The 19,659-nt window shown below is 68.8% G+C and carries 11 protein-coding genes; 7 read left to right on the forward strand and 4 right to left on the reverse strand.

The genetic code is table 11. The features are described from left to right. Positions 1–167: 167 nt before the first annotated feature. Complete coding sequence (locus tag ACWZHB_RS32310; RefSeq protein ID WP_427905489.1) at positions 168–2,000, forward strand: ABC transporter ATP-binding protein; 1,833 nt, start codon at positions 168–170, stop codon at positions 1,998–2,000. Next, entirely contained in the window at positions 1,997–3,733 is a 1,737-nt protein-coding gene (locus ACWZHB_RS32315) for an ABC transporter ATP-binding protein (protein ID WP_427905490.1), read from the forward strand. Before ACWZHB_RS32310 ends, ACWZHB_RS32315 begins: the two co-directional genes overlap by 4 nt. Positions 3,734–3,777: 44 nt before the next feature. Here the strand turns inward: ACWZHB_RS32315 and ACWZHB_RS32320 are convergent, their stop codons facing one another. The 3 genes from ACWZHB_RS32320 to ACWZHB_RS32330 all read right to left on the reverse strand — a co-directional run bounded on the left by ACWZHB_RS32320 (position 3,778) and on the right by ACWZHB_RS32330 (position 6,327). After that, on the reverse strand, positions 3,778–4,989 hold the full coding sequence (locus tag ACWZHB_RS32320) for a pyridoxal phosphate-dependent aminotransferase (RefSeq protein WP_427905491.1): 1,212 nt from the start codon (positions 4,987–4,989) through the stop codon (positions 3,778–3,780). A 72-nt stretch (positions 4,990–5,061) separates the two neighbouring features. After that, on the reverse strand, positions 5,062–5,481 hold the full coding sequence (locus tag ACWZHB_RS32325) for a TIGR03667 family PPOX class F420-dependent oxidoreductase (RefSeq protein ID WP_427905492.1): 420 nt from the start codon (positions 5,479–5,481) through the stop codon (positions 5,062–5,064). 138 nt (positions 5,482–5,619) lie between these two features. Continuing rightward, positions 5,620–6,327 carry a siderophore-interacting protein gene (locus tag ACWZHB_RS32330; protein ID WP_427905493.1) on the reverse strand — a complete coding sequence of 236 codons (708 nt, stop codon included), beginning with the start codon at positions 6,325–6,327 and terminating at the stop codon, positions 5,620–5,622. Positions 6,328–6,432: 105 nt separating this feature from the next. Between ACWZHB_RS32330 and ACWZHB_RS32335 the strand changes: the two genes are divergently transcribed. Beyond that, positions 6,433–7,704 carry a SidA/IucD/PvdA family monooxygenase gene (locus ACWZHB_RS32335; protein WP_427909372.1) on the forward strand — a complete coding sequence of 424 codons (1,272 nt, stop codon included), beginning with the start codon at positions 6,433–6,435 and terminating at the stop codon, positions 7,702–7,704. Between the two features lie 91 nt (positions 7,705–7,795). Here ACWZHB_RS32335 and ACWZHB_RS32340 read toward each other — a convergent pair whose 3' ends face one another. Further along, positions 7,796–8,452, reverse strand: coding sequence for a GNAT family N-acetyltransferase (locus tag ACWZHB_RS32340; RefSeq protein WP_427905494.1), 657 nt, complete (start codon positions 8,450–8,452; stop codon positions 7,796–7,798). 255 nt (positions 8,453–8,707) lie between these two features. Between ACWZHB_RS32340 and ACWZHB_RS32345 the strand changes: the two genes are divergently transcribed. Genes ACWZHB_RS32345 through ACWZHB_RS32360 form a run of 4 tightly spaced genes read left to right on the forward strand, consistent with a single transcriptional unit; the run spans position 8,708 to position 19,625 of the window. Next, positions 8,708–9,460, forward strand: coding sequence for a thioesterase II family protein (locus tag ACWZHB_RS32345; protein ID WP_427905495.1), 753 nt, complete (start codon positions 8,708–8,710; stop codon positions 9,458–9,460). Continuing rightward, positions 9,457–10,770 (forward strand): beta-ketoacyl [acyl carrier protein] synthase domain-containing protein, encoded by a 1,314-nt coding sequence (locus ACWZHB_RS32350; RefSeq protein WP_427905496.1) that lies wholly within the window; start codon positions 9,457–9,459, stop codon positions 10,768–10,770. The genes ACWZHB_RS32345 and ACWZHB_RS32350 overlap by 4 nt, the downstream gene beginning before the upstream one ends. After that, on the forward strand, positions 10,763–14,245 hold the full coding sequence (locus ACWZHB_RS32355; RefSeq protein WP_427905497.1) for an SDR family NAD(P)-dependent oxidoreductase: 3,483 nt from the start codon (positions 10,763–10,765) through the stop codon (positions 14,243–14,245). The genes ACWZHB_RS32350 and ACWZHB_RS32355 overlap by 8 nt, the downstream gene beginning before the upstream one ends. A 13-nt stretch (positions 14,246–14,258) precedes the next feature. Next, complete coding sequence (locus tag ACWZHB_RS32360) at positions 14,259–19,625, forward strand: amino acid adenylation domain-containing protein (protein ID WP_427905498.1); 5,367 nt, start codon at positions 14,259–14,261, stop codon at positions 19,623–19,625. Positions 19,626–19,659 lie beyond the last annotated feature (34 nt).

Consider the following 19,659-nt stretch of genomic DNA (forward strand, 5'->3'; position numbering starts at 1 on the left):
CCGCTGCACGTGATCAAGAGGTAGGGAGGAAATTACGCCCGAAAGAGTGAATTGCCGACGGGTTGACGGGCAGTTCACGCAACCTTCCCCGATCGGCCACAACCGCTCAACTTAGGCTAACCTACCTTTGCGGAGTTGCCGCGGACGGGTCGAGAGGCGAGAACGATATGACGGTGCAGGTAGCGCCGCCGCCGGGGGCGGAGTCGGGGAACCGGCTGCCCAAGGCGGCAGCGAAAGCGCAGAAGCAGCGGGAAGCGCTGGCACGCAAGGAGATTCTGGCACCGGTCTCAGGCATGCTGACGGTGGCGAGCCTGATCGTGGCCATCGCGTCGGTCTGCTCGGTGGTCCCGTTCCTGCTGATCGTGGCGGCCTGCCGCGAACTGCTCAACTCCCCGGTCGACACCGACCGGGTGTGGTGGCTGTTCGGCGCGGCCGTGCTCGTGCTCGTGGTGCGGGCGTTGCTGCAGGTCGTCGCGCTCAGCTGGTCGCACGCGGTCGACGCCGGCTACCAGCTCACCCTGCGCAGGCTGCTCGCGGCCAAGCTCACCCGGGTGCCACTCGGCTGGTTCGGCGAGCGCAGTTCCGGTGAGGTCAAAGGCTATCTGCGCGACGATGTCGACGCCCTGCACTTCCTGGTCGCGCACGCCCGCCTCGATTTCATCGGCGCGCTGGTGGTTCCGCTGGTGACCCTCGGGTACCTGTTCACCGTCGACTGGCGACTCACGCTGGTGCTGATGATCCCGCTGATCGCCTACATGATCCTGTTCGGCAAGATCATGGACCGCGACGGCCGCGACCGCCTCGCGGTGTACACCCGGTGGGAGCGTCGCCTGTCCGCCGCCACCGTCGAGTTCGTCGACGGCATCCAGGTGGTGCGGGCGTTCGGTCAGGCGGGCAAGGCGCACAAGGAGTTCCAGGACGCGGTCGAGGGCCAGGTCCAGGCGGCACATCGGATGAAGACGCCGATCATTCGCGTGCAGGCAGCCTCCGACATCGTGGTGATGCCCGTGTTCGTGATGCTGGTCGTGGTCCTCGGTGGCCTTGCCGGTGTCGGCCTCGGCTGGGTGCACCCGCTCGATCTGCTGCCGTTCCTGCTGGTGGGGCTGGGCATCGGCAGTTCGCTGCTCGGCCTGGGCTACGGCTCGCAGGCGCTGCGCGCCGGTGGCGCCGCGGCTCTGCGCCTGCACGAACTCCTGCAGACCCCGGAATTGGAGATCGCCGAGACACCGGCGGGCGTTCAAACGGGCATCGTGCGCTTCGAAGGCGTCGAGTTCGCCTACCGCACCGGGCATGACGTGCTGCGCGGCATCGACCTCGAACTTACGCCGGGCACGATCACCGCTCTGGTCGGCCCGAGCGGTTCCGGCAAGTCGACCCTGGCCAAGCTGCTGCCCCGCTTCTACGACGTGGGCGCGGGCCGAATCACCATCGACGGCCGTGATATTCGCGAATTCACGACCGAAGAGCTCTACCGCACGGTCGGATTCGTCTTCCAGGACGTGCGCCTGATCCGCGGGACCATTCGCGAGAACCTCCTGCTTGCCCGCCCCGGCGCGGACACCGAGGCCATCGAACGCGCCACCAGGGCCGCCCAGATCCACGACCGGATCCTGGCGCTGCCCCGCGGCTACGACTCCGAGATCGGCGTCGACGCCACGCTGTCCGGTGGTGAGGCGCAACGGCTGTCGATTGCCCGCGCACTGCTGGCCGACACCCCGGTCCTGGTCCTCGACGAGGCGACCGCGTTCGCCGACCCCGAGTCCGAGGCCGCGGTCCAGGACGCACTGGCCGCACTGGTCGCCGGGCGCACGGTGCTGGTCATCGCGCATCGCCTGCACACCATCACCGGTGTCGATCGGATCCTGGTGCTGGACAACGGAACCCTGGTCGAGCAAGGCACCCACGCCGAACTGCGAGCTGCCGGTGGCCTGTATCAGCGGCTGTGGGAGATCAACGAAGCTGCCCTCGGCGCGCTCGCCCTGGTGGAGGAAACACGATGATTCGCAAGGTTTTCCGGCTCGTCCCCGCCGAGTTCGCCCCTCTGATTCCGCGGCTGCTCGCCGTGATCGTGGTGCAGGCGCTGTGCCAGGCCATCGCGTATCTGCTGCTGGTACCCGTGCTGGAATCGCTGTTCGGTGACGACCTGAGCGGCGCGTGGCTGTGGGCGCTCGGTATGGCCGCCGCCGTGGCCGGGGTGGTCGTCTTCGGTTACCTGCAGGCCGTGATCGGTCTACGGATCGGCCTCGGCATGCAGCGTGGTCTGCAGACCAGGCTCGGCGATCAGCTCAACGCGTTGCCGCTCGGCTGGTTCGACGATCGTGACGCGGGCCCGCTTTCGCGGGTGATGGTCGAGCAGGTGCGCGAGATGCAGGGCCTGATCGCCTATCTGCTCACCAAGGTGCTCACCGGTGTCATCGTGCCGCTGGTCGTCGCGATCGGGATGCTGTTCATCGACTGGCGAGTCGGTGTGGCGATGTTGCTCGCCGCGCCGGTGCTCTACCTGGTGAACAATCTCGCCAATCGCGCCTACACCGGCGCCGACGCCCGGCTGCACGCCGCCGCGGCCGAAGCCGACTCGCGGGTGGTGGAATTCGCGCAGGCCCAGCCGGTATTGCGCGCGTTCGGGGCCGTCGGCGCGGGGAACAAGAAGCTGGATTCGGCACTGGTGCGGCAACGTTCGGCCATGCTGAAGATGATGGTCGCGACAGTGCCGGGGCTGACAGTGTTCGCGCTGTTCGTGCAGGCTGTGTTCTTGGTGCTGGCCTACATCGCGGTCGTCCAGGTGACCGACGGCGCGATCTCGGCCGCCGCGGCGATCGCGCTGATCGCGGTGAGCGCGCGCTTCATCGAACCGGTGAACCAGGCCGCCCAGTTGGGCACGGCTCTGCGCTCGGCCGCCGCGGCCGCCGACCGCATCACCGACCTGCTCGCCGAATCGCCGCTGCCCGCCGCGACCGAACCGGTCACCCCCGGTGCGCCCGCGGTGGTCTTCGACGAGGTGAGCTTCGGCTACCGCCCCGACGAGCCCGTGCTGTCGGACCTGACCTTCACCGTCCCGGCAGGCACCACCACCGCCATCGTCGGACCGAGCGGCTCGGGCAAGACCACCCTGCTTCGTCTCGCCGCCCGCTTCTACGATGTGGACTCCGGTGCGGTGACGGTCGGCGAACACGATGTGCGGCAACAGCCTTCGGACACCCTGCTCGACCAGCTCTCCCTGGTCTTCCAGAACGTCTACCTGTTCAACCGCTCGGTCGCCGACAACATCCGCATCGGCAAGCCCGACGCCACCGAGGACGAGGTGCACCGCGCGGCGGTGGCCGCCAGGGTCGACGAGATCGTCGAGCGGCTGCCGGACGGCTTCGACACCACCGTCGGCGAAGGTGGCACCTCACTGTCCGGCGGTGAGCGTCAACGGGTTTCGATCGCCCGCGCCCTGCTCAAGGGCGCGCCGATCGTCCTGCTCGACGAGGCGACCAGCGCGCTCGACCCGCACAGTGAGGCCGTCGTTGTCCGTGGCATCCACGAACTCACCAGGGACAAAACGGTTCTCGTCGTCGCGCATCGGCTCTCGACGATCGCCCACGCCGACCAGATCCTGTTCCTGGACAAGGGCCGTATCGCCGAACGTGGAACGCACACTGAGCTTCTCGCACTGAACGGCCGCTACGCCGCGTTCTGGAACGAGCGCGAGCGGGCAACCGGCTGGCGTCTGGAACCGGTCTCCGCGTAAACGCCAGGGCCTCGGCGATGTCCGCGACACCGCCGAGGCCGAGTTCACTGGTGATAGGTGGACAGGAATTCGCCGATGCGGCCGATGATCTGGTCGAGTTCATCGGCTTGCGGCAGGGTGACGATCCGGAAGTGGTCGGGGGAGGGCCAATTGAAGCCGGTGCCCTGCACGACGTGAATCTTGGTGGCCAGCAACAGGTCGAGGACGAACTTCTCGTCGCTGTCGATCCGATAGGTCGCACGATCGAGCTTGGGGAAGACATACAGCGCGCCCTTGGGCTTCACGCACGACACCCCCGGAATCGCGTTCAAAGCCTGCCACGCGCGGTCGCGCTGTTCGCGTAGTCGCCCACCGGGCAGCGTGAGGTCGTGGATACTCTGATGCCCGCCCAGCGCCGCCTGAACAGCTTGCTGCGCGGGCACATTCGCGCACAGCCGTAACCCCGACAGCATCGTCAGGCCTTCGAGGTAGCTCTCGGCATGACGGGTCGGCCCTGACACGGCGAGCCAGCCGGACCGGAAGCCCGCGAGCCGGTAGGCCTTGGACAGCCCGTTGAACGTCAGACACAGCAGGTCGGGCGCGAGCGAGGCGGTGACGGTGTGGGGCACGTCGTCGTAGAGGATCTTGTCGTAGATCTCGTCGGAACAGACGATCAGATTGTGCTGGCGGGCGAGTTCGAGCATCTGCTCGAGCACCTCGTTCGGATACACCGCGCCCGTCGGATTGTTCGGGTTGATGATCACGATGGCCCGCGTGCGGTCGGTGATCTTGGCGGCGATATCGGCGATATCGGGATACCAGTCGGCGCCCTCGTCGCACAGATAGTGCACCGCCTTGCCGCCGTTGAGGTGCACCGCGGCGGTCCACAGCGGGAAATCCGGTGCGGGGACGAGGACTTCGTCGCCGTTCTCGATGAGCGCGGTCATCGCCATCATGATGAGCTCGGACGCGCCGTTGCCGAGGAAGACGTTCTCGATATCGAGGTCCTGCACCCCTCGTCCCTCGTAGTACTGCACCACCGCGCGCCGGGCGGGCAGCAAACCCTTCGAGGTCGCGTAGCCCGCCGAGGTCGGCAGGTTGGCGATGACGTCGCGCAGCAGCTCCGACGGTGCGTCGAACCCGAACTGCTGTGGGTTACCGGTATTGAGCTTGATCACCCGGTGTCCCTCGGCCTCGAGCCGAGCGGCGTGCTCGGCTATCGGGCCGCGGATTTCGTAGGAAACATTCGCGAGCTTGCTCGACTGTTTGAACTGCAATGTCGGCTCCCACCGTGATACGGACGGAGCTCGCCACAGTACTCGCAGGGAGCCCGCGCCCGCATGCGGGTTTCAGAAGCCGCGCAGGCGCTCCGCGGTGACGCGCACAGGCACCGAGTAGGCCGCGAAGAATTCCGCCTCGGTCATCTTGATATCGACGAACCCCTTGGTGTATTTGCGCACGTAGTGGGCGATTTCGTCCTCGGTAGCCGGCTCGTCCAGGCGCGCCGTGCCGGTGAAAACGGCGACCTCGCCGCCGGTCTCGCTCGAGTTGAAGTTCAGCGCGACCCGCGGATTGCGCGCGATGTGCCGCAATCTCTTGGCCTCGGGCATGGTGAAGATGAGGAACTCGTCGTTTTCCCAGTGAAACCACACCGGGTTCGGCTGCGGGGTGGTGTCGGCGCCGATGGTGGTCAACCAGATCACGGTTTCCTTGGCCAGCCGCTTGCCGACCTCTACGCCGAACGGGGTGGCGGCATCGAGAATGGACACGGTGCTCTCCTCGCAGACAGGGGACAACGTCCGTTCCACCCTTGCCGAAATCCCGCCACCCCGCTACCCGCCTCGCGGCCTACTCCGGAACCGAACGCAGTGGCAAGGGTGCGGTGCGGGTCATCCCGGAGGATGACCTCACTTCCAGTAGGCCTGCGACTTGATCGCGGTCTTGGGCAGGGCGTGCTGGGTTTTGAGGGTCTTCACGATCGAGCGGGTGGTGTTGCCGCAGCAGGCCACCCACGCGAAAGCGTCCGCCGGGCAGGTGATTTCCTGGGCGGCCTCGCGCAGCAGGCGGCCGTCGTCGACGCGCTGCAGCCAGGTGAGGGTGTGGTGGGGCTTGTTGTTGACCGGGATGGTCTGGTCGGACTCGTACTGCCACTCCAGCCAGACTCGCGCGGGGGTGTCGCCGATGGCGTCGAGCAGCGAGTTGATGGCGGGCAGGGAGGCGGTGTCGCCGAAGATGACGTATTCGCTGGGGGCCTGTTCGGGGAGCTGGAAGTCCGAGCCGAGCACGGTGGCGTCGAGCGGGTCGCCCGGCTTCGCGCGGCGGGCCCAGTCGGCGGCGGGGCCGTCGTGCAGGGCGAAGTCGATGCTCATGGTGTCTTCGCCGGGGTTCTGGTCGACCAGGGTGTAGCCGCGGTGGTGCAGCTTGTCGCTGGTCGCGTCCGGAATCCACAGGCGGATCCACTGGGTCGGGTGCACCGGGTGGTCGGCGAGCAGGCCGCCGGCGGTGAAGCTGATGCGGACGAACTTGTCGGTGATCTGCTCGTTGGAGGTCACCGTCAGGCGATAGTCGGCGCCGCCCCAGGCCTTGGTTATCAGACCATTCAATCCCTTACCCATGTTCGTTAGGTTAGCCTAACGACACTTGTTTGTCTGCTCTGGTGGTTAAATAAGGTAAGCCTATGCAAATATTGGCTGGTGTGTGAGAGAGCGGAGAACGAACCGGTGGAAACCCTCCTGGTAGTCGGCGCGGGGCCGAAAGCCCTTGCGGTGGCGGCTAAATCGCACGTTCTGCGTTCGCTCGGAATGGCCGCGCCGCGCGTTGTCGTGGTCGAGGCGCATGCCGTCGGCGGCAACTGGCTGCCCACCGGCGGCTGGACCGACGGACAGCACCGCCTGGGCACCAGCCCGGAAAAGGACATCGGCTTCCCGTATCACTCCACCTGGGCGCGCGGCCGCAATCGCGATATCGACCACGCGATGGCCGCCTTCAGCTGGACCACCTTCCTGATCGAACACGGCACCTACGCCGAGTGGATCGACCGCGGCAGGCCGAGCCCGCAGCACCATGTCTGGGCCAAGTACCTGCAGTGGGTCGCGAAATCCATCGACCTCGAGTTGGTACTCGGTCGCGTGGAGCGGATCAGTCACGGTGACGGCGCGCAATGGCAGGTCGACGTGGTCGACGCCGACGGCGCGCGCAGCGAACTGACCGCCGACGGCCTGATGATCACCGGCCCCGGCCGCAGCAGCCGCGCCCTGCTCGACCATCCGCGCGTGCTCAGCATCGCCGAATTCTGGGACCGCGCGGGCAAACGCACGCTGCCCGCCGCCTCCCGCGCCGCGGTGATCGGTGGCGGCGAGACCGGCGGCTCGGCGCTGGACGAACTCGTCCGGCACGAGATGCTCACCATCTCGGTGATCTCCCCGCTGGCCACCCTCTACACCCGTGGCGAGAGCTTCTTCGAGAACTCGCTGTTCAGCGATCCCGTGAAGTGGGCGGCACTGAGCGTGCAGGAACGCCGCGACGTGATCCGGCGCACCGACCGCGGGGTGTTCTCGGTGCGTGTGCAGGAAAGCCTGCTGGGCGACAACCGCGTTCATCATCTGCAGGGGCGAGTCACCAAGATCGCGCCGCAGGGGGAGTCGCTGGCGTTGACGCTGAGCAACGAGCTGCGCGCGGACCAGGTGCACAACTTCGACCTGGTGGTCGACGCGACCGGCGGCCAGCCGCTGTGGTTCCTCGACCTGTTCGACCAGCGGACCGCCGACCAGCTCGAACTCGCTGTCGGCGGGGCGTTGACGCAGGCGCGGATCGAATCGTCGATCGGCTACGACCTGGCGGTCGGCGGGCTCGCCGGAAAGCTCTACCTGCCCAACATGGCCGCGATGGCGCAGGGACCCGGTTTCCCGAATCTCAGCTGCCTCGGCGAACTTTCGGACCGGGTGCTGCAGACGCAGCCTGCCCGGGCGCGGGCCAGGGTCGCCGCACGCTGAGCGACTCGAAGCTGGCGTAACCGTGCGATTCGCGCCGCGACAATCAGAAAACTGATGGCGCGGCGGCGAATTGCGCGATGACGCCAGTGACTCAGGCGGGAAGATCCGCCGGCGTGCGCGACGCGGCGTGCAGCGCGATGCGGCGGTCCGGGCGGACATCGATCTCGCCGATCACCTGGAAGCCGGCCTTGGCCAGGCTGCGCGCGATCGCCACATTCCGGTGGTCGGGGTCGCCGAGCACACGGCGGCAGTGCGGGTCGGCCGCGAAGACCGCGGTCACCATGGTGGAGATCCAGGCCGACATGATGCCCTTGCCGATCACGGCGGTGTCGGCGGTGGCGATGTGGAAGCCGATGTCGCTGGGATCGCTGTCGTAGAAGTGGCCGATCTCGTCCTTGGCCGCGCGATAGAACTCCAGATAGGCGATCTCGCGCACACCGGCTTCGGGCTCGCCGAGTACCGCGAAGTCGAGGCTGAGAATGCAAGGGCGGGAATAGGTTCCGGCCAGCTGGGCACGAAAGTTCTCGCGGCGACGATCGGCGTCCCAGTCCTGTTCCCACGACTCGAGCAGATGCGGGCGGGCCATCCATTCGGCGAGTAGCTCGGGGTCGGAGCCGTCGGGATCGGCAAGGCGCAGGCTGAACGGTGCCGCGAAGACGGGCAGCACGGGCGCGGGGGCGGCGGCCACTTCGGCGGGCAGGTCGGTCTGCTCGCGGGGCAGCGCGGTGGGGGTCCCGGCGGGGTTCATCTGCTCGGTGCTCCGTTCAATCGTTACCTTGGTCACCTCAAGTGGTAAGGCTAGCCTATACTAATGGCCGGGTGTTACTGTTGCCCGACCGATCGCCCGGTGATAGCCGGGCCGTCCCTTATCCGGGTCGGATTCGGGTGCAACAGGATTCGCCCCGGTCCCGGACGACTGCGCCGGGCGGGCCCGCGCGTGAGCGCGGCGTTGGACAGTGCGAAACGGCCGCGCAGCTTTGCGTGGTTGGTGAGGGAGAGCGACATGGCAAGAGAACTCGGCTGGATCAGGCAGTTTCAGGCCCCCAGGACCGATTCCCTACCGCCGCTGATCGTCTTCCCGCACGCGGGCGCGGGCGCCTCGGCCTATCGGGTGTTCGCCAAGCGTATGGCCACCGATTTCGACACCACGATCGTGCAGTACCCCGGCCGTCAGGACCGTGCGCGCGAAGCCGCCGCCGAAACCCTGCCCGAACTGGCCGCGGGCGCCTTCGAAGCCTTCCGCGCAGGCGTGCACAACACCGGCGCACCGCTGACAGTCTTCGGTCACAGCATGGGCTCCATCGTGGCATTCGAGTTCGTCCGGCTGGCCGAGGCCGCGGGGTTGGCCGTGCGTTTGCTGGTGGTGTCGGCGGCGGCCGCACCGCACCGAATCGCCGAGCTCCCCGGCCATCCCACCGAGGACGACGAATTGCTCGACCACATGGCCACGCTCAACGGCACCGGCACCGATGTGCTGGCCAGCCGTGAGGTGATGCGGATGGCATTGCCTGTCCTCAAGGCCGATTACCGTGCCTTCGACGCGTATTCGAGCGGCCCCGAGGTGCGGGTCACGACGCCCGTGCTGGTTCTCGGTGGCGATGACGACCCGTTCGTCGGCCCGCGTGACCTCTACGGCTGGGAGCAGAGCACCACCGCCGAGATCGAGGTCAACCTGTTCGAGGGTGGACACTTCTACCTCGACGAGAACATCGACAGCATCGCCGAGGCGCTCGTCGGCCAGGCGCTCGCGCGATGAACGCTGATCCCATTGTGATCGTCGGGATGGGCGTCGAAGCCCCCGGCGGTATCGACACCATGGCCGCGTTCTGGTCCGCGCTGGCGGCCGGACGTGAGCTGATCGGTCCCTTCCCGCGCGACCGTGACTGGCCGCTGGACGAACTGTTCGCCCTCGGCAGGCTCGACGGCTGGGCACCGGTCCGCGACGCGGGCGGTTTCCTCGACGGCGCGACCGAGTTCGACGCGCAGTTCTTCGGCATCACCCCGCGCGAGGCGGTGGCCATGGATCCGCAGCAGCGGGTGGCCATGCGGGTGGCCTGGCGCGCGCTCGAGCACGCTGGCCTGAATCCTGGTGCGCTGGACGGTGATTCGGCCGGTGTATGGATGGGCGTCTCGACCGTCGAGTACGGGCCGCGGGTGGGGTCGGTCAACGAGTACAGCGGCTATCGCGCGACCGGAACCGCGCTCGGTGCGGTGGCCGGGCGGATCTCGCACGGCCTCGGCCTGGTCGGTCCCTCGATCAGCGTGGATACCGCGTGCGCGTCGTCGCTGACCGCGGTGCATCAGGCGGCCTCGGCCATCCGCGCGGGCGAGTGCGACTGGGCGCTGGCCGGCGGGGTGTGCGTGATGGGTTCGCCCGGCGCGTTCTACGAGTTCTCCAAGAACAACGCCCTCGCCACCGACGGCCATTGCCGTTCCTATGCCGCCGACCCGACCGGCACCCTCTGGGCCGAAGGCGCGGGAGTCATTGTGCTGGAACGCGAATCGCGCGCGAAGGCGCTGGGCCACCGGATCTACGGGCAGCTGCTCGGATCGCGGGTCAACCACAACGGATCCGGCGCCCCGATCGCCGTGCCGAGCGCCGGTGCTCAGCAGCGGCTGATCGAGGACACGGTCGCCGCGGCCGGGGTCAGTGCCGACGACATCGGGCTGATCGAAGGGCACGGCACCGGCACCGCTGTCGGCGATCCACTCGAATTGACCGCGCTGGCAGCGACTTACGGCAATCCTGACCGGACCGACGGCCCCCTGCTCGGCTCGGTGAAGTCCAATATCGGGCACGCCCAGGCGGCGTCGGGGATGCTCGGGCTGATCAAGGTGCTGTTGTGCGGTGCGCACGGTGTCATCGCACCCAGCCTGTGGGCCGACGCGCCGACCACCGATATCGACTGGGACGCAACCAGTTTGCGGCTGGCGGCCGAACTCACCGACTGGGCGCCACGCGCGGACGGCCTGCGCTACGCCGCGGTGTCCTCGTTCGGTGTCGCGGGAACCAACGCGCACGCCATCGTCGGCCTGCCGGTGCTGGAGGAGACCAACCATGGCTGAGTACCGCTTGCCGGACGGGCGGGTTCCCGTCCTGCTGTCCTCCGACAGTGCCGACGGACTGCGCGCCGAGGCCGCCGCCCTGCGCGATTATCTCGCCGCGCATCCCACCGTGACTCCGGAACGGTTGGCGGACATGCTGTTCCGCACCCGTACTCCCCGCCGTCGCCGAGTACTGATCCTCGCATCGCCGACTCGCACGAACGGCCCGGTGGTCACGGCCGCCCTGGACGGTATCGCTTCGGGCGCCGAGGCTGGACCGACCGCGGGATCTTCTGTGGGCAAAGTCGTGTCAGTGTCAGTCGTGGACGCGGCCGGCGCCTCGGCGACCGATGAGCTGCTGTCCGCGCTCGACGCGATCGCGACCGGCTCCGAGCACGCGCTCGTCGTGCACGGCGACGTACCCGCGAGCGCGCGTCGGATCGGGTTCGTCTTCCCCGGTCAGGGCAGTCAGCGGCCCGGCATGGGCGCCGCGTTCTACGAGTTGTCGGCGGCCTACCGCGCCGTCGTCGACGAATGCGCCGCCATTCACGCCGAACGCTTCGGGCACTCCCAGCCGCTGCACTATCTGCTCGGCCGCGAGGGCCAGTACGAGGACACGGTGTGGGAAGTGCAGCCCGCGTTGATGTTCCACATGACCGGCCTGGCCGCGCTGTGGCGCGCGGCGGGTGTGGATCCGCACGCGACCATCGGCCACAGTCAGGGCGAGCTCGCCGCGGGCGCGGTCTCGGGCGTGATGACGCTGCGTGATTCGGTGCTCGCGGTGACCCACCGCGCCCTGCTCGCGGACCGGCTGTCCCCGCGCGGCTACTCGATGGCGGTCTTCGGGATGGACCGCGAGAGCGTGGAAGCGCTGATGGCGCGGCACTCGGGATGGGCCGAACTCGCGGTCGTCAACTCGCCGCACATCATTGCCATCTCCGGCGAACGCGGCTGCGTCGTCGATCTGGTGGCCGCGGCCACCGCGCGCGGCCAGTTCGCCAGGGAGATCCGGGTCGCCTTCCCTGCGCACACCTCCATCGTCGCCGAGGTGCGGGCCGATTTCGAAGGCTTCCTCGGTGACGAGATGAGCACGCCGAACTTCACCGCCTCCGAGATCGACTGCTACGGCGCGACTCTCGGCGAGAAGATCACCCCCGACCTCGAGCAGGAGCAGTACTGGTTCTGGAACCTGCGCAACCGCGTCCGGTTCGACCGGGCCGTGATCAGCGCGGGCAGCGACGGTGTCGACCTGCTGATCGAGGTCGCCGAACACCCCGTGCTGCAACTGGCAATCCAGGAGAACCTCAGCCTGGTCCCGAATCGTCCGGGTCTGCCCGCGCGCGATTTCCGCGTTCTCGGCACCTCGCTGCGGACCGCGGAGGGGCTGTCCGAGTTCACCCGGAATCTCGCCCAGGTCGCCGTCCTCGACATCGACTACCGCTGGGACGCACTGCGCGTCGACGACACCGTCACCCTCCCGCTGCGCGACTTCCCGCACACCGCCACCTTCCCCAAGCGGCTGTGGGCGCCTCTGGGCGCCAACGAAACTCCCGCCGAACTCGCGGTCACCACGCCGAAACCCCAACGGCTGGTGGAACAGTGGACGCCGCTACAGCGCCGCTCGCTGACTGCCCCGCGCAGCCTGCTCATCGTCGACCACACCGGCGAATGCTCCGAGGTGGCAACGGCTCTGGTCGCCGCTGCCGATCGCCACGGTGCCGACGCGCGGGTGGTCGGGCCGCAGGAACTGGCTGCCGGTGGCCCTCGCCCGGCCGATGGACACAGTCCCGCGCTCGACCTCGGCGAGCAGAGCCGCGGCGCCGGGAACTCCGCGCCGCGCCTGCGCATCGTCGGCGAGTCGGTTCCGGGCGCGGATGCGGCCGCGGGCAGATCCGGCGATGACCTCGTGGCCGACGCTGTCATCGTCCTGCTTCCCCCGAGCCTCGATGACGACAGCGCCAAGGCGATCGAAGCCCTGACCTCGTTCTACGCCGAACGTGCCTGGGCCCCTGCGTTGTCGGTGCTGCGTCCCGGTGGCGAGTGCTGGCTGCTGACCGTCGGCGGCGAGTCCGTGCGCGACGGTGATCCGATTCCCGGGTTGTTCCAGTCGGGCGTCAGCGCCGGGTTCCGCAGCGTCGGTATCGAACACCCGGGCATCCTCTTCCGGCACCTCGATCTCGCCGCGAACGAATCGGCTCCGGCGCAGGCCGCGAAGATCGTCGGCGCGGTGCATTCCAGTGGTGAAGCCGAGCTGGCGCTGCGTGCGGGCAAGCTGTTCGTCAAGCGCCTTGTTGTCGACGTGACCACCGAAACCGGCTCGCTCGGAACAGATCTCGATCATGTGGTGATCGTCGGCGGCACCGGACAGCTGGGCCTGCGGTTCGCCGATCATCTGGCGCACACCGGTGCGGGCCGGGTCACGCTGCTCAGCCGCAGTGGCGAAACCGATGCGCTGGCACCGGAACTGGCTCGGCTACGCGGTATCAGCGCGACCGAGATCGTGGTGCGATCCTGCGATGTGAGCGACGTCGACGCCGCGAAGGCTTTCGGTGCCGAGATCGCCGATCGTCCGGTGGACCTGGTGATTCACGCCGCGGTCAACTATGTGGACGCTGAACTCGACCAGATCACCGACGATGCTGTGCGCACCGCCGCCGCCGCGAAACTGCGTGGTCTGGACAACCTGATCGACGCGGTCGCGCTGACCGTGGACTGCCGCGTGCTGCTGTGCTCGTCGATGGCGGCGACGCTGGGCGGGCGCGGACAGGTCCTGTACGCGGTGACCAACCGCATGCTCGACGTGGCGGCCCGCCGGCTGCGCGCCCGTGGTATCGCCGCCGCGAGCCTGCAGTGGGGGCTGTGGAGTGTCGCCGGTCCGCTCGACGATGCCGGGTTCGCCCGGGTCGAAGAGGCAGGCGTGTTCCCGATGGTGCCCGCCGACGCGATCGAGGCCGGGCTCGCCGTGCCGGTTCGCGACGGCATGATCATCGCCGCCGACTGGGATTTCCTGCGCGAGGTGCTCGGCGCGTTCGGCCAGGCCAGCGTGCTCACCGGGCTCGAATCCGCCGAGCCGAGTTCGGAGAGTTCCAGCGCGAGACCTGGCGCGGGCCGTTCGGAGGCCGCACTGGTAGCCGGTCCAGGTGGCCCTGCGGGCTCGCCGGGCGGTGCCGATATCCGGGCGGTCTCCGGCCTGCCGGGTTCGGTGGGCGCAGGGGCGGGGGGCGGCACCTCGCCCGGCATCGGGTCGTCGGACAGTGTCCCTCTCGACCTGCGCATGCGCACCGAACTGCTCAAGGTGATCGGCGGCGACAGCGCCGAGTCCATCGACGCCACCATGCCTTTGGTGGCGCTTGGCCTGGACTCCTTGCAGGCCTTGGACTTCCGCAAGCGCGTGAAGGCGGAACTCGACCGCGATCTGCCGGTCGCGGCGATTCTCGGCGGCGCATCGCTCGACGATGTCGTGCTGCTCATGGCACAGAACACCAACCAGGGCTGAGGGGCCGAAGAACATGTCTGACACCGAAGCCACCCTGTCCGTCGCGGAACGCCGCAAACTGCTGCTGCAGCAGAAGCTGCGCGAACGCGGCATGGCCGCCGTGACCGCGCAACCCGTTGCCGTACCGCGGATTCCGGCGGGGGAGCAGCGTCCGCTGACTCCCGGCCAACGCCGCATGTGGTTCCTGCAGACCCGCGATGCGGACGACACCGCCCTCAACATCTGCGTCGCCTACCGGCTCACCGGCCCGCTCGACGCCGACCGCCTGCATGCCGCGTTCGACGCGGTGGTGGCCCGCCACGACATCCTGCGTACCACCTACGGCGCGGATGCCGAGGGCACGCCGTACCAGGTGTTCGCCGCCGATGCCCGCGCCGAGTGGTCGACCCACGACGTCACCGAGCGCGAGGAGTCCGACCGCGACCTGCGCGTCGAGGTGCTGGCCCAGCGCGACTTCGCCCGCCCCTTCGCCCTCGGCACCGAGCTCCCGTTGCGCGCCACGCTGATCCGCACCGGGGCCGACGAGCATGTCGTGCTGTTCACCATCCACCACATCTGCTGGGACGACGACTCCTGGGCCATCTTCTTCACCGAACTCAACGCCGCCTACCGGGCAGGCGCCACGGCTTCGACGAGCACCTCTCCGGACGAGGCGAACGCCACCGGGCCCGTGGCAGCGGAATCCCGTTCCGGCACCGTCCAATTCGCCGCGATCGCGCCCATCGCCGAGCCCGCCGAGGCCGACGTCGACTACTGGCGTGCGGCCCTGCGCCCGCTGCCCGAACCCCTCGAACTTCCCGGCGCCGCCGCGGCCCGCCCGGGCAGGCACGCCCGGCGCCGAACCCACCGGCTCCCGGCCGACCTCGTCACCCGCACCGAACAGTTCGCGCGTGAGCAGGCCGCGACCCCGTTCATGGTGCTGCTGGCCGGTTTCGACGCCCTTGTGCACCGCTACACCGCCGCTGACGACTTCCTCGTCTCCATCCCGGTGACCGACCGTCCCGTCGGCACCGAACAGCTCATCGGCTACTTCGGCAACACCCTGCTGCTGCGCGCGGGAATCGGTGGGCGCGACGACTTCGCCACCCTGGTCGCCGGTGTCCGCGATACGTGTACCGGCGCGTTCGCCCGCCGCAGTGTCGGCATCGACCGTGTCGTGCGCGAAGCGAATCCGGACCGGGTCGCCGGGCGCGACGGCATGGATCAGCTGGTCCGGCTCGGTTTCAGCGTGCGCAAGAGCGCCGACGGTTTCGCCATCGACGGCGTCACGTCCACCCAGCTCGAGCTGGGCGCGGCGAGCGCGCAGGTGCCGCTGGCCTTCGCCGTGGTGCTCGAGGCCGACGGTACCGCGGTGGTGGAAGCCGAGTACCAGACCGACGTACTCGCCGATACCCTCGTCGACCAGCTGCTCGAGCACTTCGGCCGGCTCCTCGACAGCGCACTGCGCGACCCGAAGCGCAGGCTCGCCGATCTCGACATGCTCGGCGCCGCCGATCGGGCCGCGCTGCTCGGCCGTTCGCACGGCGTGCTCGTCGACGAGCCCGCGACAACCCTTGTCGCCCTGCTGGAATCGGCCGCCGCTGCCACTCCGGAAGCGCTCGCGCTCGTCTCCGACGACGTCGAGCTCACCTACGCCGCGCTGCACGCTCGCGCGAATCGCCTGGCGCACTGGCTGATCGAGCAGGGCGTCGGCGCCGAAGACATCGTCGGCCTTCGCCTTGGTACCTCGGTCGAGTTCATCGTCGCGGTGCTCGCGGTCCTGAAGGCCGGTGGCGCCTACCTGCCGATCGACCCCGCCTACCCGGACGACCGCATCGAGTACCTGGTCGACGACGCGAAGCCCCGATTGCTGCTCGGCGCAGTCGAATTGGCCGCCGCGGAGGCGGCGGCGACCGCCCTGCCCGCGACGGCACCCACCGATGCCGAACGCCTGCGTCCGCTGCGCCCGTCGAACCTGGCCTACGTCATCTACACCTCGGGCTCCACCGGCAAGCCCAAGGGTGTTCCGGTGCCGCACAACGCGATCGCCGAACATATCGTCTGCTTCACCGCCGACTGGAACATGACCGCCGCCGACCGGCTGATGCAGTCTTCGTCGGTCAGCTTCGACGCCTCCCTGGTCGACATCGCGATCACGCTGACCGTCGGCGCGCAGCTGATCGTGCCCAAGCCCAACGCTTTCCGCGATATCCGCTACGTCGCCGACCTCATCAGCCGCCGCCAGGTGACCGTGCTGCACATGGTCCCGTCGATGCTGAGCACCTTCCTGCTGCTGCCCGAGATCAGCGAATGGCAGTCGCTGCGCCAGATCCCGGTCGGCGGCGAGGCGCTGCCCGGTGAGGTCGCCGACCGCTTCGCCAACACCCTCGACGCCGAACTGCGCAACCACTACGGCCCGACCGAAGCCGTGGTCTGCTCCACGCACATGCCGGTCGCGGGCCCGCAGGGCACCGGCGTGGTGCCGATCGGTATCCCCAACCGCAACGTCTACACCTACGTTCTCGACGAGGCGCTGCAGTTGGTGCCCGACGGTGTGGTGGGTGAGCTCTACCTGGGCGGTGACCAGCTGGCCCGCGGTTACCTGGAGCGCGCCGGGCTCAGCGCCGAGCGCTTTGTCGCAGATCCGTTCGCGGCCTCGGCGAGTGCGGTGCTCGGGTCCGCCGGCTCGACCGTCGAAGACGCGGCGGCCCTCACCGTTACCAGCATGCCAGATTCTATCGACGATACTGAATCTAACGTTGCTAGCATTAGTGGCGCTAGCAATGCTACCGGCGATACAAATGGCACCGCCGCGTCTGCCGGTGGCAGCGCCGCAGCGGGTGCGCGCATGTACCGCTCCGGTGACCTGGTGCGCCGCAACAGCTTCGGTGAACTCGAGTTCGTCGGTCGTGCCGACGAGCAGGTGAAGGTGCGTGGTTTCCGCATCGAACTCGGCGAGGTGGAAGCCGCGATCGCGGCCCATCCCGCCGTCGCCCACTGCGTTGTCGTGGTGACCGAGGACCCGGCCATCGGCGCGTTGCTGGCCGCGTACGTGGTCCCTGCCGAGGGGACCATCGACCTCGAGCAGGTCCAGGCCTTCGCCTCGTCCGCCCTGCCGGAATTCATGGTGCCCAGCGCTTTCGCGGTGATCGCGGAGATCCCGCTGACCGTCAACGGCAAACTCGACAAGCGCGCCCTGCCCGCCGCGACCCCCGCCGTCGCGCGCACCCACCGCGCCCCGGCCACCGCCACCGAGCGCAAGGTGTGCGCCCTGTTCGGTGCCCTGTTCAACCTCGACGAGGTGAGTGCGGAGGACTCCTTCTTCGAACTCGGCGGCCACTCCCTGCTCGCGGCCCGCCTGGTAGCCCAGGTCCGCGCCGAATTCGGCATCGAACTCGACGTCCGCGTCGTCTTCGACAGCCCGACCCCCGCCGCCCTCGCTGTCAACCTGGTCGCCCGGTTCCTGGCGGAGTTCGATATCGACCTCGACGCCATCGACAACGATTTCGACGACACCCCTGCCGCTACCGAGAGCGCTACCGCGACTGCTGCGACCGCGAATGCCACCACTGCGACAGCGGAGTCTGCCTCCACCGATATCTCGGGAGCGGTCACCGGATCGGGGCGGTCGCCTCGCCCCGCGATCGGTGGGCGCCCACGTGGCGAGCGGGTTCCGCTGTCGTACTCGCAGTTGGCGATGTGGTTCCAGTACCGGATGGAGGGTGCCGGTTCGGTCGGCAACCTGCCGCTGGCCATGCGCTTCGACGGTGCGCTCGACATCGCCTCGCTGCGCGCGGCGCTCGATGACGTGGTCGCCCGGCACGAGTCGCTGCGCACCACCTTCCCCGAACACGATGGCGTGCCCTACCAGGTGGTCCACCCCGCCGCTCCGGTCCCGTTGCCGGTGCGCGAGGTCGCGTCCGCGCAGCTCACCGAGGTCCTCGCCGAGATCGCCGACTATCACTTCACCCTCGACGGTGAACCGCTGATCCGCGCCGAACTGCTCGTCCTCGACGCCGACACCCACGTGCTCTCGCTGCTGGTGCACCATATCGTCGCCGACCACGCGTCCTTCGGCGTGCTGCTCGACGACCTCACCACCGCCTACCGGGCGCGCAGCGAGCAGGGCGACACCCCGAGCTGGGCGCCGCTACCGGTCCAGTTCGCCGACTACGCGCTGTGGCAGCGTGAGCTGTTCGACCAGGCCGCGCCGAGCGCGTTCGCCACGGACCAGATCGACTACTGGCGTGCCGCGCTCGCGGACGTCCCCGAGGAGATCGCGGTCGCCCACGATCGGCAGCGTCCGCCGGTGCTCGGCAAACGCGGTGAAGTGGTGAGCTTCTCGCTGCCCGCCGCCGTTCGCTCCGGGCTCGAAGCCCTCGCGATCCGCAGTGGCGCCACCGAATTCATGGTGTGCCAGGCCGCGGTCGCCACCTTGCTGCACACGCTCGGCGGTGGCACCGACATCACCCTCGGCACTCCCGTCGCGGCGCGCACCGATCCGGCGACGACCACCCTGATCGGGCTGTTCGCCAACATGGTCGTGCTGCGCAACGACCTGTCGAACGGACCCACCCTGCGCGACACCGTGATTCGGGCGCGCAATGTGGTGCTCGACGCCAACGCGCACCAGGAGCTCCCGATCGAGCGCCTGGTCGAAGCGCTCAACCCGCGTCGCTCACGTTCGCGGAACCCGTTGTTCCAGAGCATGATCCACTTCCGCGGCGCCGACTGGGCGCCCACCACGCTCCCGTTCGCGACCTCGGGGGAGAGCACCGTCACCGTGCTGCCCGCCGACTTCGACGTCTCCTTCCTCGACCTGAACCTGAGCCTGAATGTGACCGCCGACGGCGGCATGGATGTCCGCGTCGTCGTCAACGCCGATCTGTACGACCCGGCCACCGCCGCGCTGATCGCCGACGCACTCGCCGCCACGCTGCGCGCCTTCGCCGAAACGTCCGACCTGCCGGTCGCCGACCTGCGCGTGCTGCCCGCCGCGGATCTCGAGCGACTGCTGGCCGCACCCGCCCCGGTCGCCGCGAGCGCCGTCGCCACCGGTGCGGCGGCCGACTCCGACACCGAGCGGGCGCTGATCACGCTGATCGAGGAGCTGCTCGACACCGAGGACGTCACCGGCGAGGACAACTTCTTCGCCATCGGCGGCGACAGCGTGATCTCCATCCAGTGGTCGGCCCGCGCCGCGGAACTGGGGTTGGCGCTGACCCCGCAGCTCGTGTTCGAGTGCGCGACGATCACCGAACTTGCCGCCGCCGTCGACGCGGCCGCGGGTGAGTCGCACACCGAAGAGCCCGAACAGGTTTCGCACGCGCCGATGAGTGCATCCGGCCTCGAGGCCGATGCCTTGTCCGCGCTGACGGCCGCTTGGTCTGCCCAGGGATGAACAACTCGGCGAGCTCGCGCCACAGCGACACCCC

The sequence above is a fragment of the Nocardia sp. FBN12 genome (assembly GCF_054031145.1).

Bases quoted from the DNA above. Each gene is read 5' to 3' on its own strand.
- ACWZHB_RS32310 (WP_427905489.1), top strand. From the start codon at position 168: ATGACGGTGCAGGTAGCGCCGCCGCCGGGGGCGGAGTCGGGGAACCGG.
- ACWZHB_RS32315 (WP_427905490.1), top strand. From the start codon at position 1,997: ATGATTCGCAAGGTTTTCCGGCTCGTCCCCGCCGAGTTCGCCCCTCTG.
- ACWZHB_RS32330 (WP_427905493.1), bottom strand. From the start codon at position 6,327: ATGGGTAAGGGATTGAATGGTCTGATAACCAAGGCCTGGGGCGGCGCC.
- ACWZHB_RS32355 (WP_427905497.1), top strand. From the start codon at position 10,763: ATGGCTGAGTACCGCTTGCCGGACGGGCGGGTTCCCGTCCTGCTGTCC.
- ACWZHB_RS32350 (WP_427905496.1), top strand. From the start codon at position 9,457: ATGAACGCTGATCCCATTGTGATCGTCGGGATGGGCGTCGAAGCCCCC.
- ACWZHB_RS32340 (WP_427905494.1), bottom strand. From the start codon at position 8,452: ATGAACCCCGCCGGGACCCCCACCGCGCTGCCCCGCGAGCAGACCGAC.
- ACWZHB_RS32360 (WP_427905498.1), top strand. From the start codon at position 14,259: ATGTCTGACACCGAAGCCACCCTGTCCGTCGCGGAACGCCGCAAACTG.
- ACWZHB_RS32345 (WP_427905495.1), top strand. From the start codon at position 8,708: ATGGCAAGAGAACTCGGCTGGATCAGGCAGTTTCAGGCCCCCAGGACC.